At 71.1% G+C, this 14084-nt stretch carries 12 protein-coding genes; 3 read left to right on the top strand and 9 right to left on the bottom strand.

Annotated features, from left to right (window positions below; all coding sequences use genetic code 11):
- Positions 1–45: 45 nt before the first annotated feature.
- From M3C17_RS05935 to M3C17_RS05915, 5 genes are all read right to left on the bottom strand, one after another.
- Positions 46–1305, bottom strand: coding sequence for an MFS transporter (locus M3C17_RS05935; RefSeq protein WP_259976734.1), 1260 nt, complete (start codon positions 1303–1305; stop codon positions 46–48).
- Positions 1302–2081, bottom strand: a complete 780-nt coding sequence (locus M3C17_RS05930) for a fumarylacetoacetate hydrolase family protein (RefSeq protein WP_259976733.1) — start codon at positions 2079–2081, stop codon at positions 1302–1304. The genes M3C17_RS05935 and M3C17_RS05930 overlap by 4 nt, the downstream gene beginning before the upstream one ends.
- Positions 2082–2159: 78 nt before the next feature.
- On the bottom strand, positions 2160–3260 hold the full coding sequence (locus M3C17_RS05925) for a branched-chain amino acid aminotransferase (protein WP_259976732.1): 1101 nt from the start codon (positions 3258–3260) through the stop codon (positions 2160–2162).
- Positions 3261–3322: 62 nt separating this feature from the next.
- Entirely contained in the window at positions 3323–4366 is a 1044-nt protein-coding gene (locus M3C17_RS05920; protein WP_259976731.1) for a 3-isopropylmalate dehydrogenase, read from the bottom strand.
- An 82-nt stretch (positions 4367–4448) separates the two neighbouring features.
- Positions 4449–5984 (bottom strand): MFS transporter, encoded by a 1536-nt coding sequence (locus M3C17_RS05915; protein ID WP_259976730.1) that lies wholly within the window; start codon positions 5982–5984, stop codon positions 4449–4451.
- A 96-nt stretch (positions 5985–6080) separates the two neighbouring features.
- Here M3C17_RS05915 and M3C17_RS05910 point away from each other — a divergent pair, with 96 nt between their 5' ends.
- Positions 6081–6623: a TetR/AcrR family transcriptional regulator gene (locus tag M3C17_RS05910; RefSeq protein ID WP_259976729.1), complete on the top strand. Its 543-nt coding sequence runs from the start codon at positions 6081–6083 to the stop codon at positions 6621–6623.
- 81 nt (positions 6624–6704) lie between these two features.
- Here M3C17_RS05910 and serA read toward each other — a convergent pair whose 3' ends face one another.
- The 3 genes from serA to M3C17_RS05895 form a co-directional block, all read right to left on the bottom strand.
- Complete coding sequence (serA, locus tag M3C17_RS05905; protein WP_259976728.1) at positions 6705–8309, bottom strand: phosphoglycerate dehydrogenase; 1605 nt, start codon at positions 8307–8309, stop codon at positions 6705–6707.
- Between the two features lie 126 nt (positions 8310–8435).
- On the bottom strand, positions 8436–8771 hold the full coding sequence (locus M3C17_RS05900) for a hypothetical protein (protein ID WP_259976727.1): 336 nt from the start codon (positions 8769–8771) through the stop codon (positions 8436–8438).
- Positions 8768–9409, bottom strand: a complete 642-nt coding sequence (locus M3C17_RS05895) for a hypothetical protein (protein ID WP_259976726.1) — start codon at positions 9407–9409, stop codon at positions 8768–8770. The genes M3C17_RS05900 and M3C17_RS05895 overlap by 4 nt, the downstream gene beginning before the upstream one ends.
- An 81-nt stretch (positions 9410–9490) precedes the next feature.
- Here M3C17_RS05895 and M3C17_RS05890 point away from each other — a divergent pair, with 81 nt between their 5' ends.
- Positions 9491–10441, top strand: coding sequence for a hypothetical protein (locus M3C17_RS05890; RefSeq protein ID WP_259976725.1), 951 nt, complete (start codon positions 9491–9493; stop codon positions 10439–10441).
- 2 nt (positions 10442–10443) lie between these two features.
- Here M3C17_RS05890 and M3C17_RS05885 read toward each other — a convergent pair whose 3' ends face one another.
- The gene (locus tag M3C17_RS05885) at positions 10444–11106 is read right to left on the bottom strand and encodes a GntR family transcriptional regulator (RefSeq protein ID WP_259976724.1); all 663 of its coding nucleotides are present in this window, start codon (positions 11104–11106) and stop codon (positions 10444–10446) included.
- Positions 11107–11179: 73 nt separating this feature from the next.
- Here M3C17_RS05885 and M3C17_RS05880 point away from each other — a divergent pair, with 73 nt between their 5' ends.
- Positions 11180–14014 (top strand): FAD-binding and (Fe-S)-binding domain-containing protein, encoded by a 2835-nt coding sequence (locus tag M3C17_RS05880; protein WP_259976723.1) that lies wholly within the window; start codon positions 11180–11182, stop codon positions 14012–14014.
- Positions 14015–14084 lie beyond the last annotated feature (70 nt).

Raw genomic sequence — 14084 nt, 5'->3', positions numbered from 1 at the left:
GATTCTACGGTGAGGCCTGCGTGCTCCCCTGCGCCCCGGCTCGGCTCATCGTGCGGCCAGGCGCCCCATCGGCGACAGCACCACGATCGCGAGGACGAGAACGGAGGCGGCGACGCCGAGCCCCGCGTACTGGAAGTTCGACAGCACCACGCCGGCCAGCACGGAGCCCGCCGCAGCAGACAGGCTCATCAGCGAGTCGCTCCGCCCCTGGCGGCGGGTGCGGACCTCCGGGGCCGACGCCTCCGTGAGCAGCGCGGCACCGGCGACCGTCGCCGCGCTCCAGCCGAGACCGAGCAGGATGAGCGCCACCATCACGCCCCACGCCTCCGTCCCGGCGAACACGGCGAAGGCCAGAGCGCCGCCGAGCATGGCCTGTCCGAGCAGCACGACGCGCAGGCGCCCCCAGCGGTCGGCCAGCACGCCGAACACCGGGGACAGCGCGTACATGCCTCCGACGTGCAGCGCGATCGTGATCCCCACCAGCGCCGAGACGTCGGCGGGCGTCGCCGCTGCACCGTGCGCGCCGTGCGCCATGTGCGACAGGTGCACCGGGGTCATCGCCATGACGGATGCCATCACCACGTGCGAACCCGCGATCGCGAAGATCGCGTAGCGCGCCACTCGGGGCCGATCCGCGACGACGGTCCCCGTGGTCGCCGCGGCCGCCTTCGCCAGGCGCTGCGCCGCCAGCAGCGGATCCGGCCGCAGGGCGACGAGATACAGCACGAGCGCGGCGCACTGGGCGACGAACGAGAACACGTACGACCCGGTCTGCGCCGGCATGCCGATCGCCTGACCCACGACCTCCCCCGGCCCGAGGAGCAGCGGGCCGGCGACGCCGCCGATGGTCGTCGACCAGACGACGATGGACAGGTCACGACCCCGGTGCTGTGGCGCGGCAAGGTCGGTCGCCGCGAAGCGCGACTGCAGGTTGCCCGCGTTGCCCGCGCCGATCAGCAGGATCCCGGCGAGCAGCAGCGGGAAGACCCGCACCGAGGCGGCGAGGATGACGACCGCGATGCCGATCAGCGCGAACAGATTGCCGAGGGTGAGCGCCCGTCGGCGACCGAGCCGGGCGGCGAGACGAGCGAGCGGGATGGCGCACAGGGCGGCGCCGAGCGTGACCGACGCCGTGGCGAGCCCGGAGAGCGCGTCGCTGCCGGAGATGTCCGCGGCGAGGAGCGCGCCCAGCGACACGGTGGCCCCGAACGCGATGCCGCCGAGCACCTGTCCGAGCGACAGCACCAGGACGGTGCGGCGCTGCACCGCCGTCTGCTGCGCCGCGGTGAGCGCGGCGTCGGTCATGAGGCGGAAGTGGCGTCGCGCACGGTGTTCCGCAGGATGCCGAGGCCGGTGATCTCCACCTCGACCACATCGCCCGCGACGAACGTCCCGACGCCGGCGGGCGTGCCGGTCATGATCACGTCACCGGGGAGCAGGGTGAACACCGCCGAGGCGTACTCGATGATCGCGGGGACGGAGTGGATCATGTCAGTCAGCGGTGCCTGCTGACGCACCTCACCGTTCACGCGGGTCTCGATGGTCGCCGTGGACGCGTCGAAGTCGGTCTCGATCACCGGCCCCAGCGGGCAGAACGTGTCGAAGCCCTTCGCGCGCGACCACTGCCCGTCCTTGCGCTGCAGGTCACGCGCCGTCACGTCGTTGCCGATGGTGTAGCCGAGCACGTAGTCGAGCGCGTTCTCGGCCTTGACGTTTTTCGCGACCTTGCCGATCACCACGACGAGCTCGCCCTCGTACTCCGTGCGCTCCGACAGCGCGGTCGGACGGACGATCGTGTCGCCGGGGCCGATCACGGCGGTGTTGGGCTTGAGGAACAGCAGCGGCTCCTCGGGCGCCACTCCCCCCATCTCGGCGGCGTGGTCGTGATAGTTCTTGCCCACGCACACGACCTTCGACCGCGGGATGACCGGCGCGAGCAGGGCTGCGTCGGCCAGCGGCACCCGGGCGCCCGTGGTCTCGTAACCGGAGAACATCGGGTCCCCTGCCAGCACCACGAGCTCCCGCTCGTCGATGATCCCGTACATGATGGCGTCGTCGTGACTGAACCGGGCGATCTTCATGGATAGAGCCTATCGAGCACACGAGACCCCGAGCAGGTCGTCCCGCCCGGGGTCTCGTGGAGGAAGTGACGAAGCGTATCAGGCGTCGAGGCGCACGAGCCAGCCGTGCTTGTCCTCGCGGCGGCCGTACTGGATGTCGGTGAGCTCCTCGCGCAGCGACAGGGCCAGCTGGCCCAGGGGCTGCGGCTCGTCGAAGCCCTCGCCCACGAGCGCGCCGATCGGCGTGACCACCGCGGCGGTACCGCACGCGAATACCTCGACGATGTCGCCGGAGGCCACCCCGTCGCGCCACTCGTCGATGGAGATCGCGCGCTTCTCGACCGTGTAGCCGCGGTCCTCCGCGAGCTGCAGCAGCGAGTCGCGCGTGATGCCCTCGAGGATGCTGTCCGACTCCGGCGTGACCACACGGCCGTCCTTGAACACGAACACGACGTTCATGCCGCCGAGCTCCTCGACGTCGCGCTTCTCGTTGAGGAACACGACCTGATCGCAGCCCTTGGCGCTGGCCTCCGCCTGCGGGAGGAGGCTGGAGGCGTAGTTCCCGCCGGTCTTCGCCTTGCCGGTGCCGCCCTTGCCCGCACGGGCGTAGTCCTCGGAGAGCCAGATGCGGACGGGCTTCACGCCGCCCGTGAAGTAGGCGCCCGCGGGGCTCGCGATCACGTAGTAGGCCACCTTCTGCGCGGCGCGCACACCGAGGAAGGCTTCCTTGGCGAACATGAACGGACGCAGGTACAGGCTCTGGTCGGCGCCGGAGGGCACCCAGCGGCCGTCGACGGCGATCAGTTCCCGCAGGGACTGGATGAAGTACTCGGTGGGCAGCTCAGGCAGGGCGAGACGACGGGCGCTGGCCTGCAGGCGTGCGGCGTTGCGGTCGGGACGGAACGTGTGGATCGAGCCGTCCGCGTGCCGGTACGCCTTGATGCCCTCGAAGATCTCCTGGGCGTAGTGCAGCACCGACGCGGCAGGGTCGAGCGGGATCGGGCCGTAGGGCTGCACGCGCGGGCGGTGCCAGCCCCCCTTCGCCGACCAGCAGATGTCGACCATGTGGTCGGTGAAGACGACCCCGAAGCCGGGGTTCTCGAGCACCTCGGCGAGGCGCTGCGGGCTGGCCGCGTTCAGGTTCTTCGTCACGGCGAACTCCAGCGGAGCCACGCTCGTCTCGGCGTCGATGGTCGTCATCTCGTCATCCAATCCTTGTGGGGTGGGCGCATCCTCGCGCCCTGTCAGCCTACGCCCGTCGCTCAGAGGCGGGCAGTGATGGCGGAGCCGATCTCCGCCGTCGTGCGGGCACCGCTGCGCGCGGCGATGTCCGCCTCGACCGCGGCGCTCACACGCGCCGACTCGGCAGTGAGTCCGAGGTGGTCGAGCAGCAGCGCGATCGAGAGGATCGCGGCGGTCGGGTCGGCCTTCTGCTGGCCCGCGATGTCCGGCGCCGAGCCGTGCACGGGCTCGAACATCGACGGGAAGACGCCATCCGGGTTGATGTTCCCGGAGGCGGCGAGGCCGATACCGCCTGTGACGGCGCCGGCGAGGTCGGTGAGGATGTCACCGAAGAGATTGTCGGTCACGATCACGTCGAAGCGCGACGGGTCGGTGACCAGGAAGATCGTGGCGGCGTCGACGTGCAGGTAGTCGACCGTCACGTCGGGGTGTTCGCGGGCGACCTCGTTCACGATGCGCTGCCAGATCGCGCCCGCGTGCACGAGCACGTTGGTCTTGTGCACCAGGGTCAGCTTCTTCCGGCGGCGCTCCGCGAGTTCGAACGCGTAGCGCACGACGCGCTCCACGCCGAAGGCGGTGTTGACCGAGGTCTCGTTGGCCACCTCGTGCGGCGTGCCGGTGCGGATCGCGCCGCCATTGCCGACATACGGTCCCTCGGTGCCCTCGCGCACGACCACGAAGTCGATGTCGCCGGGCTCGGCCAGCGGTCCCGGTGCCCCGGTGTAGAGCTTCGACGGGCGCAGGTTCACGTAGTGATCGAGCGTGAAGCGGAGCTTCAGCAGCAGCCCGCGCTCGATGTTCGCGTCCTTCAGGCGGGGGTCGCCGGGCGTGCCGCCGACCGCACCGAGCAGGATCGCGTCGTGAGCGGAGATGGCGGCGAGGTCGTCGTCGGTGAGGGTGTCCCCCGTCTCCAGGTACCTCGCGGCTCCGAGCGAGAAGCGGGTCTTGTCGAACGTCACGCCGCTGTCGGCGGTGACGGTGTCGAGCACCTTCTCCGCCTCGGCGATGACCTCGGGACCGATGCCGTCACCGGGGATGACGGCCAGCTTCACGACTCGCGACATGAGACTCCTTGCGCACTGCACGGGGGTGGACCGGCCGCGGAGCGACCGCGGGTCGAACGGGCCGGTCCCCCCAGCGTAGTGGTCAGTGCGTGGGTGCCTTGCGCAGTGTGACGGCGGCGATCACGCCTGCGATCACCACGAGCCCCGCGCCGATGAGCGAGGTCACCGTGACCCCCGAGCCGAAGGCGTCGGCCGCCGCCCGCCACAGCGCGTCCCCGAGCTGTGCCGGCAGCTGCTGCGCGGCGGTGTACGCACCCGCGAGGGTCTCCTGCGCGGCGTGCACCGCGTCGTCCGGAAGGCCGTCCGGCAGCACGAGCGCGCCCCGGTAGAACGCGGTAATGATGCCGCCGAGGACCGCGGTGCCCAGCACGGCGCCGAGCTCGTAGGCGGTCTCGGAGACGGCGCTCGCGGCACCGGCCTTCGCCGCGGGGGCGCTGGACAGGATCAGCTCGTTGGAGATCGTCTCGGCGGCCCCGATGCCGATGCCCAGGACGGCGAAGGCCAGGATGAGCGGCGTCACACCGTGCTCGTGCGTGGTGAAGGCCACGATCAGGTAGCCCGCGACCGAGAACACCAGCGCCGCCGGGATCAGGATGTGCGGAGCGACGCGACGGGAGATCGGCACCACGGTGAGTCCGGCGACGATCATCGCGGCCATGCCGGGCACGAGCGCGAGCCCGGCCATCATGGGCGAGAGCCCCAGGACGAGCTGGACGTGCTGCGAGACGAAGTAGAGGAAGCCCACGAGCGCGACCACGCTGAGCAGGTTCACGAGGATCGCGCCGGAGAACGACCCTCGACGGAACAGCGCCATGTCGAGCATGGGGGTGTCGGCGCGCAGCTGACGGCGCACGAACAGGCCGCCCATCAGCAGGCCGAGCAGCGCCCACCCACCCGCGGAGAGCGAGGGGCCGTCCACCGCGAACGACTTGATTGCGTAGACCACCGGGATCATCGCGGCCATCGACAGCACGATGCTAATCGGGTCGATCCGGCCGGGGTGCGGGTCACGGCTCTCCGGCACGAGCAGCGGCGCGCCGATCAGGAGCGGGATGAGCACGGGCACCGCGATGAGGAACACCGAGCCCCACGCGAAGTGCTCGAGCAGGAACCCGCCGACGATCGGGCCGAGGGCAGAGCCTGCGGAGAACGCGGAGGCCCACACCGCGATGGCCATGCGGCGCTGGTCGCGGTTCTGGAAGATCGAGCGCAGCAGCGACAGCGTGGACGGCATCAGCATCGCGCCGAAGAAGCCGAGGAGCGCCCTGGCGGCGATCAGCAGCCCCGCCGTGGGAGCGAACGCCGCGAGAGCCGAGACCACGGCGAAGCCGGTGGCGCCGATGAGCAGCAGGCGGCGCCGGCCGAAGCGGTCGCCCAGCGTGCCCATGGTCACGAGCAGCCCCGCGAGCACGAGCGGGTAGACGTCGATGATCCACAGCTGTTCGGCACCGGTGGGCGCGAGCGAGATCGAGATCTCGGGCAGCGCGAAGCTCAGCACCGTGTTGTCCACCGACACCAGCAGCACGGGCAGCATGAGGACGACGAGCGCCGCCCAGCCCCGTGCGCCGACGCGGGGCGCTTCCGTCTCTGTCGTCGGAATCGACGCAGTACGGGTCATGGAACACCTCTCCTGTCGTTCGGCGGTCCCGTATGTGAACCGTCCGGCTGGTATAGTAACAGAGTTGGACCCGTCCCCACTGAACAGAGGATGAACATGCCGCGCCCTCCCCTGGCCCGCGAGAAGGTGCTCGACGCCTTCGAGGCGATCCTGATCGACGAGGGGGAACGCGCCGCCACCCTCGACGCGACCGCCAAGGCCGCAGGCGTCTCCAAGGGCGGCCTGCTCTACCACTTCGGTTCGAAGGAGGAGTTGGAGACCGGTCTGCTCGACCGGCTCGAGCACCTCACGACGCTCGACCTGGAGCGCATGAACGCCGCCGAGGAGGGACCGGTCGCGTACTACGTCCGCACCTCCGTCATGGAGGACGACGCGCTGGACCGGGCGCTGATCGCGGCCACCCGGCTCGCCCAGGGGGGATCCCCCCGCGCGGCGGACATGCTCCGCGACACCCGCCGGCGCTGGGCCGAGACCATCCGCCCGCACGTGCGGGACACCGCGAGCCTCGACCTCGTCATGCTCGTGAGCGACGGCCTCTACTTCAACAACTCCCTCGATGTGCACGGCCCCGAACGGCTCGTGCCGCGCAGCGACGAGCTCGCCAACCTGATCGCCCTGGTCCTGCGCGCGACGGCCTGAGCCGCGACCGGAGGAAGCCGCGGCGGGAGACGACGAAGGGCGGGAGCCGCGTGCTCCCGCCCTTCGTCCGAAACGCTCCGCTCAGACCTCGGTGATCTCGATCTGCCGGAACAGGTCGGCGTCGATCGCGTCGCGCACGTCGTCGAGAAGCTCCTCGGAGACCGGCGAGTCGAGCGTGAGCACGCTGAGCGCCTGATCTCCGGCAGCCCGTCGCGCGATCTGCATGCCGGCGATGTTGATGCCGGCCTCGCCGAACTTCTGGCCGTACACGGCCACGATTCCCGGACGGTCCGTGTAGAGCATCACGACGTGGTGCTTCTCGATCGGCAGTTCGAGTGCGTGATCGTTGATACCGACCAGCTTCTCCGTCTGCTTGGGACCGGTCAGCGTGCCGGAGACCGAGAGCTGCGTGCCGTCGGAGAGCGCGCCCGTCAGGGTGATGACGTTGCGGTACTCCTCGCTCACGTCGTCCTGGAGGAGACGGACGGCGATGCCGCGCTGCTCGGCCAGCAGAGGGGCGTTCACGTACGACACGGTCTCGCTGACGATGTTCGTGAACACGCCCTTGAGGGCCGCGAGCTTGAGGACGCTCACGTCGTACTCGTTCAGCTCGCCGTGCACCTCCACGTCGAGGCTCGTGAGCGGCGAGGTCGCGAGCGCCGCGAAGATCTGACCGAGCTTCTCCACGAGCGAGATGCCGGGGCGGACGTACGGGTCGATGACACCACCCGCGACGTTCACCGCATCCGGCACCAGGTCGCCGCCGAGGGCGAGGCGCACCGAGCGGGCGACGGACACGCCGGCCTTCTCCTGCGCCTCCTCGGTGCTCGCGCCCAGGTGCGGTGTGACGACCACGTTGGGGAGGTCGAGCAGAGCGCGGGCGCTGCCGCCTTCCGCCGGCGGCTCCGAGGTGAACACGTCGAGACCGGCGCCGGCGATCTCGCCCGCGACGAGCGCCTCGTGCAGCGCCTCCTCATCGATGAGACCGCCACGGGCGACGTTGACGACGAACGCGGTCGGCTTCATGGCGGCGAACTGCTCGGCGCCGATCATGCCCGTCGTCTCGGGGGTCTTCGGCATGTGGATGGTGAGGAAGTCGGCTTCGGCGACGAGCTCGTCCAGCGAGAGCAGCTGCACGCCGAGCTGCTGGGCGCGTGCGGAGGTGACGTAGGGGTCGTACGCGACGACGCGCATGTCGAACGCCGCGAGACGAGCGGCCACGAGAGCGCCGATCCGGCCCAGGCCGACGATGCCGACCGTCTTCTCGAACAGCTCGGCGCCGGTGAAGGAGCTGCGCTTCCACTGCCCGGCGGCGAGCGAGGCGTGCGCGGCCGGGATGCGGCGCGCGAGGCTGAGGATGTGGCCGACCGTCAGCTCGGCCGCCGACACGATGTTCGACGTCGGCGCGTTGACGACCATGACGCCGGCCGCGGTCGCCGCCTTGATGTCGACGTTGTCCAGGCCGACGCCCGCGCGGGCGACCACCTTCAGCTTCGGCGCGTGCGTCAGCGCCTCCTCGTCGATGCGGGTCGCCGAGCGGATCAGCACCGCGTCGGCCTCCGCGAGAGCGCCGAACAGTGCCTCGCGGTCGGTGCCGTCGACATGGCGGACGTCGAAGTCGGGGCCGAGCGCCTCGATCGTGGCGGGAGAGAGTACTTCGGCGATGAGCACGACGGGCTTCGGCACAGTGGATCCTTCGGGGCAGCACGACAGGGCGGGAGGGGCCGATGCGCCGCACACCGTCGGGGGCGCGATCGCGACAACTCTACCGGAGCCGCCACCCCGCTCCGTGCCGTGTGACGGTCCGCCTCGTCAGGCGCTCGGCAGCGTCAGGCTCAGCGCCAGCAGGCTCATCCAGAACACCGCGACGATGCCGAGCCCCGCGAGGAACACGAGGGCCAGCTCGCCCACGCGCCTCCGGCGTCCGATCGCGAAGGCGAATCCGAAGACGATGAGAGGGAAGACCACGCCGAACAGCAGGACCGCCCACCCGGTGCCGGTGAGCCCCGTCTGCGCCATCGTGATCAGGTGCGCGACGGCGTTCCACACCGCGTACGCGTAGAACAGGCCGGCCAGGCCGACCACGGCCCACACCAGCCAACGCGGCGAGCCCGGAGCCACCGCCGGTGTCGTCTGTGCGGCGGTCATGCGCCGATCACCCCCACGGTCACGAACGGCCAGGGCACGAGGAGTACGACGCCCGCCAGCAGCACGGCGACGCGGATCCAGCTCGCCCTGCCCCGCGTGAGCACCCAGGTCGCGAGGAACCAGAGCGCCGGCGCCGCGATGGCGAGCACGAACCACGGCAGGAACATCGCGTCGGCGACCAGGAACGAGGCCAGCGGCTGCAAGCGGAGACCGCCGATGATCCATCCCGCCGTGTAGAGAAGGTAGATGCCGCCGACGACGCCGACGAGCAGCAGCATCGCGGTGCTGAGGCCCGCAGGGGCTTCGTCATCGATCGCCGCGCGGTCCGTTTCGCTGCTCTGCGCGCCGCGATCAGCGGAGGTGACGGACCCCGAGGCCGCGGAGCCCGGGGCCGCGGAGCCCGAGGCGACGGATGACGGCGCGGGCTCATCCGACGCCACAGCGCCGGAGGTCGAGGCCGCGGAGGTCGGGCGCTCCGCGGTCGGCGCCTGCTCCTGCGCGGTGGCCGGCTGCGACGGCACGGCCGTGCGCGGCGAGGACTCGGGCCTGGCGCGGCGAGGCCCCCGCCGGGCGGGACCTCGGGCGTCGACCGCGTCGTCGCCCTCCCAGCTCAGCGCGTCATCGGGATCGGAAGTCATTCCTCCAGCGTAGGACACCCGGTCCATTAGGATCTTGTTGCCTCGGCGCGTGCGGCCGGGCCTTCGGGGGAAGGAAACAGCGTGGCCGAGAGCAGCGACGAGACCACGGGCGCCGGCGTGCGACCCACCACGGGAGCGGCCGATCGCGAGCCGCCCGCGGGGTGGAAGCCCAGCGCCGAAGCGAAGGCCACAGCCACCCGGTTCCGCTGGATCGCCGCGGTGCTCTGGGCCGTCGCGATCGCGGGCGAGGCGTTCGGCATCTTCTGGCTGCTGCGCCAACGGGTCGTCGTCGGCGAGGACGGGGCTCTGGTGCGCGATCCCGAAACCGGGCTGCTGGAGACGCAGGGGGCGACGGCGCAGTTCCCCCAGTGGGCCTTCGTGACGCTGCTCGTGCTCCTCGTGGTCATCGCGGCGCTGTCCATCACCGGTTCGCTGCTGTGGAAGAAGGCGAACCGTCTGGACCCCGCCCGCAGGGCGGACAAGGCCCGCTTCTTCGTGCAGAACCAGCTCGGCGCCATCATCGCGGTCGTGGCGTTCCTCCCGCTGGTCGTCCTGATCTTCCTGAACAAGGACATGGACAAGGGGCAGAAGACGACCGCGGGCATCGTCGGCGTGGTGCTCGCCGCGATCGCGGTGTTCATCGGCATCGACTTCGACCCGCCCTCGATCGAGCAGTACACGGCGGATCAGTCCACCGTGATCCAGTTGCTCGGGAAGGACGAGGTGGTGTGGGTGGACGGCGGCAAGGTGTACCACGTGTGCGACGAGGTGCCTGCCATCCAGACGGGCAGCGAGATCCGCACCGGCACCACGAACCAGGCCATCGAAGCGGGGAAGATCCGGCTGACGCTCCAGTTCCCGTCGGAGCTTCGCACGTGTGGACTCCCCGTGCCGGAGAACGCCGACGAGATCACCGAGGCGCTGCGGGCGATCCAGGCCGGTGCGGTCGACACTCCCCTGCCGGCACCGGTGTGGGCGGATCCGGATGAGGCGCCCATCGTGGTGGAGGACGCCCCCGAGAACGCCGGCTGAGGTCAGTCCGCGCCGAGAGCCTCGACCAGTCGCTCCTCCGCCGAGCCCAGGTGCGCGTGCAGCAGCGCCGCGGCCCTGTCCGCATCGCCCGCCGCCACGGCGTCGAGCATGTCACGGTGCTGCGCGGCGATGGCGGCCGCGTCGAGCAGACGCCTGCCTTGCACCTGCGCCATGCACAACCGCACCTCGTCGATCACGCTGCGGTACATCCGTCCCGTCCGCTCGCTGTCGAGCGCATCGATCAGTGCCGTGTGGAAGCGCAGGTCCGGGTCGACGGTGGCGGGGTCGGGGCCGGGTGCCATCGCGAGGAGCTCGTCGTTCGCGGCGACGGCGGCCGGGGGCACCGCGCGGGTCTCCGCGAGCTCCCGCAGCGCCGCGCTCTCCAGTCGTGTACGCGTCCGGTACACGTCCCGCACGGTCGCCGGATCGATGCCGACGACGCGCGCCGTTCGGTGCGCAGTGCGCTCCAGGAGGCCGCTCGCCACGAGCTGCTCGATGGCGGCCTTGGCGCTCGGGCGCGCGACACCGTAGTGCTGTGCGACGGCTGCCTCGGTCAAGGGCTCCCCGGAGCGGATCTCACCGCTGAGGATGCGCGCACGCAACTGCCCGGTGACGGCGTCGACGACCCCGATGATCCCGAGCCCGTTGTCGGTGACGGTTGTCATGACCTCAGCCTAGCGAGCGGCCGCGACTCCAGTACACTTGTCAGACAATCTGGATCCGGAGCAGAGGAGCACCGTGCCGACCACACTCGCCGACCCCCTGGACCCCGCGCTTCTCGGCGCGGACACGCAGGTGCACGCCCGGTCCATCGACCGCTTCGCCAGGGCACACGACGCCTCGCACTACCTGCTGATCCCGGACGCCGTGCTCTCCCCCGCCGACGCCGAGGGCGTGGCCAGAGCCTTCGCGGCCGTGCGCGCGGCCGGGCGGGCGCTCACCTTCCGCTCGGGCGGCACGAGCCTCTCCGGGCAGGCCGTGAGCGGCGACATCCTCGTCGACACCCGCAGCCACTTCCGCGACATCCGTATCGAGGACGACGGCGCCATCGTCCGGGTCGGGCCCGGCGCCACCGTCCGCCAGGTGAACACCCGCCTCGCCCGCCACCGCCGCAAGCTCGGCCCGGACCCCGCCAGCGAGATCGCCTGCACGATCGGCGGTGTCATCGCCAACAACTCCAGCGGCATGGCCTGCGGGATCACCGAGAACTCGTACCGGACGATCGAGTCGATGACGATCGTGCTGCCGAGCGGCACCATCCTGGACACGGGCCGCCCTGACGCGAACGCCGTGCTGCGCGCCGCCGAGCCGCGGATCGCGGACGGGCTCCTCGCGCTCCGCGAGCGCATCCTCGCCTCGCCGGAGCACGTCGCCTTCCTCCAGCAGCAGTTCTCGATGAAGAACACCATGGGCTACGGCCTCAACGCCCTCCTCGACTTCGACGACCCCGTGCGCATCCTGGAGCACCTGCTGATCGGCTCGGAGGGCACGCTGGGGTTCGTCGCAGAGGCGCGCTTCCGCACCATCGAGGTCCGCCCCGCGATCGCCACCGGACTCCTGGTGTTCGAGACGCTGTCCGCCGCGATGACCGCGCTCCCCGCACTCACCGAGCTCGGGCTGGCCACGATCGAACTCCTGGACGCCGCCTCACTGCGCGTCGCCCAGGGCCTCAGCGACGTGCCCGCCGCGATCGCCGAGATCGACGTGCAGGGTCATGCCGCACTGCTCGTCGAGGTGCATGCCACGGACGATGCCGCTCTCGAGTCCGCGTCCGCCGCGGCACAGGCCCACTTCGACACGCTGCCCCTCGCGATCGCCCCGCGCCTGACGACCGCCGCGCCCGAGCGCGCCGCACTGTGGCACGTCCGCAAGGGCCTCTACACCGCCGTCGCCGGAGCCCGCCCCTCCGGCACGACCGCGCTGCTGGAGGACATCGTGGTGCCGGTCCCGCGGCTGCTGGCGACGTGCGAGCGTCTCATCGAGCTGTTCGCCGAGCACGGCTACGAAGGATCCGTCATCTTCGGCCATGCCAAGGACGGCAACGTGCACTTCCTCCTCAACGAGCGCTTCGACGACCCGGACAGCGTGGCCCGCTATCGCCGCTTCACCGACGATCTGGTCGAACTCGTCCTGGCGCAGCAGGGCTCCCTCAAGGCCGAGCACGGCACGGGGCGCATCATGGCTCCGTTCGTGCGGCGGCAGTACGGCGACGCGCTCACCGAGGTCATGTGGGAGATCAAGCGTCTGCTGGACCCGGACGGCATCCTGAACCCCGGCGTGGTGCTGTCCGACGACCCGGACTCCTACCTGCACGACCTCAAGCGCGTGCCGACCGTGGAGCACGAGGTCGACCGGTGCGTGGAGTGCGGCTACTGCGAGCCCACGTGCCCCAGCAAGAGCATCACCCTCACTCCGCGTCAGCGCATCGTGCTCCGCCGCGACATGGCGTGGGCCGAGGAACAGGGCGACACCGAACTGCTGCGCGACCTCCGCGCCGACTACGACTACGACGGAGTGCAGACCTGTGCGGTCGACGGCATGTGCGGCGTGGCGTGTCCAGTCGACATCAACACGGGCGACCTGGTGCGTCGGCTGCGCGCGGAGCAGTCGAACGCGGTCGAGGATGCCGCCTGGGGCGCCGCCGCGAAGCACTGGGGCACCGTGACGCGCGCCGGCGGCGTGGCCCTCACGGTCGCGGACGCCCTCCCCGCTCCGCTCGTGCGCGGTGCCACGCACCTCGGGCGGGCAGTACTCGGGGCCGACACGGTGCCGCTGTACGACGCGGGCCTGCCGCGCGGCGGCTCGACACCGCCGCGGCCGTCGTCGCCCGCCGACGCGGAGGCCGTGTTCTTCGGGGCCTGCATCGGCACGATGTTCGGCGCGGAAGGGGAAGGCCCCGGTTCCCGGGACGCGCTGCGAGCGCTGCTCGACCGGGCCGGGATCGCCGTCGTGATCCCGGAGGAGAACGGAGGGCTGTGCTGCGGCACGCCGTGGAAGTCGAAGGGGCACCTGGACGGCTACCGGCTCATGAGCGACCGCGTGCTGGACGCGCTGTGGACCGCGAGTCGCGAGGGCGCACTGCCCGTGGTGTGCGATGCGGCGTCCTGCACCGAGGGGCTCGACGTCATGCTGACTCAGGCCGTGGCCGCGAACCCCCGCTACGCCGGACTGCGGATCGAGGACGCGACGACCTTCGTCGCGCGCGAGGTCCTGCCCCGGCTGACCGTCGCTGCGAAGCTGCCCACGGTCGCCGTGCATCCCACATGCTCCACGACCGCTCTGGGCGCGACCGGCGCACTCACCGCCATCGCGTCCGCCGTCGCCGAGGACGTGTACGTGCCCGAGGGCTGGGGGTGCTGTGCGTTCGCGGGCGACCGCGGCATGCTGCACCCGGAGCTCACGGCCAGTGCAACCGCGCAGGAGTCCGCCGAGGTCGCGGAAGCCGATGCGGAACGCGGCGGCTTCGACGCGTTTGTGTCGGCGAACCGCACGTGCGAGATCGGCATGACCAGGGCGACCGGGCGGCCGTACCGCCACGTCATCGAGGTGCTGGAGGAGCTCACGCGCCCCTGAACGCGGAGGACGGCAGGAGCGCCGCGGCCTCTGACCGTGGCGCCCCTCGTCCGCGCGGTCCGTACCGCGC

The sequence above is a fragment of the Microbacterium sp. p3-SID336 genome (assembly GCF_025143365.1).
Taxonomy (GTDB): Bacteria; Actinomycetota; Actinomycetes; order Actinomycetales; family Microbacteriaceae; genus Microbacterium.
Note: the sequence above shows the minus strand (reverse complement) of the source record. Positions and strands in the feature narration are given on the sequence as shown.

Excerpts from the sequence above, each read along its gene's own strand:
- M3C17_RS05930 (WP_259976733.1), bottom strand. The coding sequence starts at position 2,081 with ATGAAGATCGCCCGGTTCAGTCACGACGACGCCATCATGTACGGGATC.
- M3C17_RS05885 (WP_259976724.1), bottom strand. The coding sequence starts at position 11,106 with ATGACAACCGTCACCGACAACGGGCTCGGGATCATCGGGGTCGTCGAC.
- M3C17_RS05915 (WP_259976730.1), bottom strand. The coding sequence starts at position 5,984 with ATGACCCGTACTGCGTCGATTCCGACGACAGAGACGGAAGCGCCCCGC.
- M3C17_RS05895 (WP_259976726.1), bottom strand. The coding sequence starts at position 9,409 with ATGACTTCCGATCCCGATGACGCGCTGAGCTGGGAGGGCGACGACGCG.
- M3C17_RS05900 (WP_259976727.1), bottom strand. The coding sequence starts at position 8,771 with ATGACCGCCGCACAGACGACACCGGCGGTGGCTCCGGGCTCGCCGCGT.
- M3C17_RS05925 (WP_259976732.1), bottom strand. The coding sequence starts at position 3,260 with ATGACGACCATCGACGCCGAGACGAGCGTGGCTCCGCTGGAGTTCGCC.
- M3C17_RS05935 (WP_259976734.1), bottom strand. The coding sequence starts at position 1,305 with ATGACCGACGCCGCGCTCACCGCGGCGCAGCAGACGGCGGTGCAGCGC.
- M3C17_RS05920 (WP_259976731.1), bottom strand. The coding sequence starts at position 4,366 with ATGTCGCGAGTCGTGAAGCTGGCCGTCATCCCCGGTGACGGCATCGGT.
- M3C17_RS05910 (WP_259976729.1), top strand. The coding sequence starts at position 6,081 with ATGCCGCGCCCTCCCCTGGCCCGCGAGAAGGTGCTCGACGCCTTCGAG.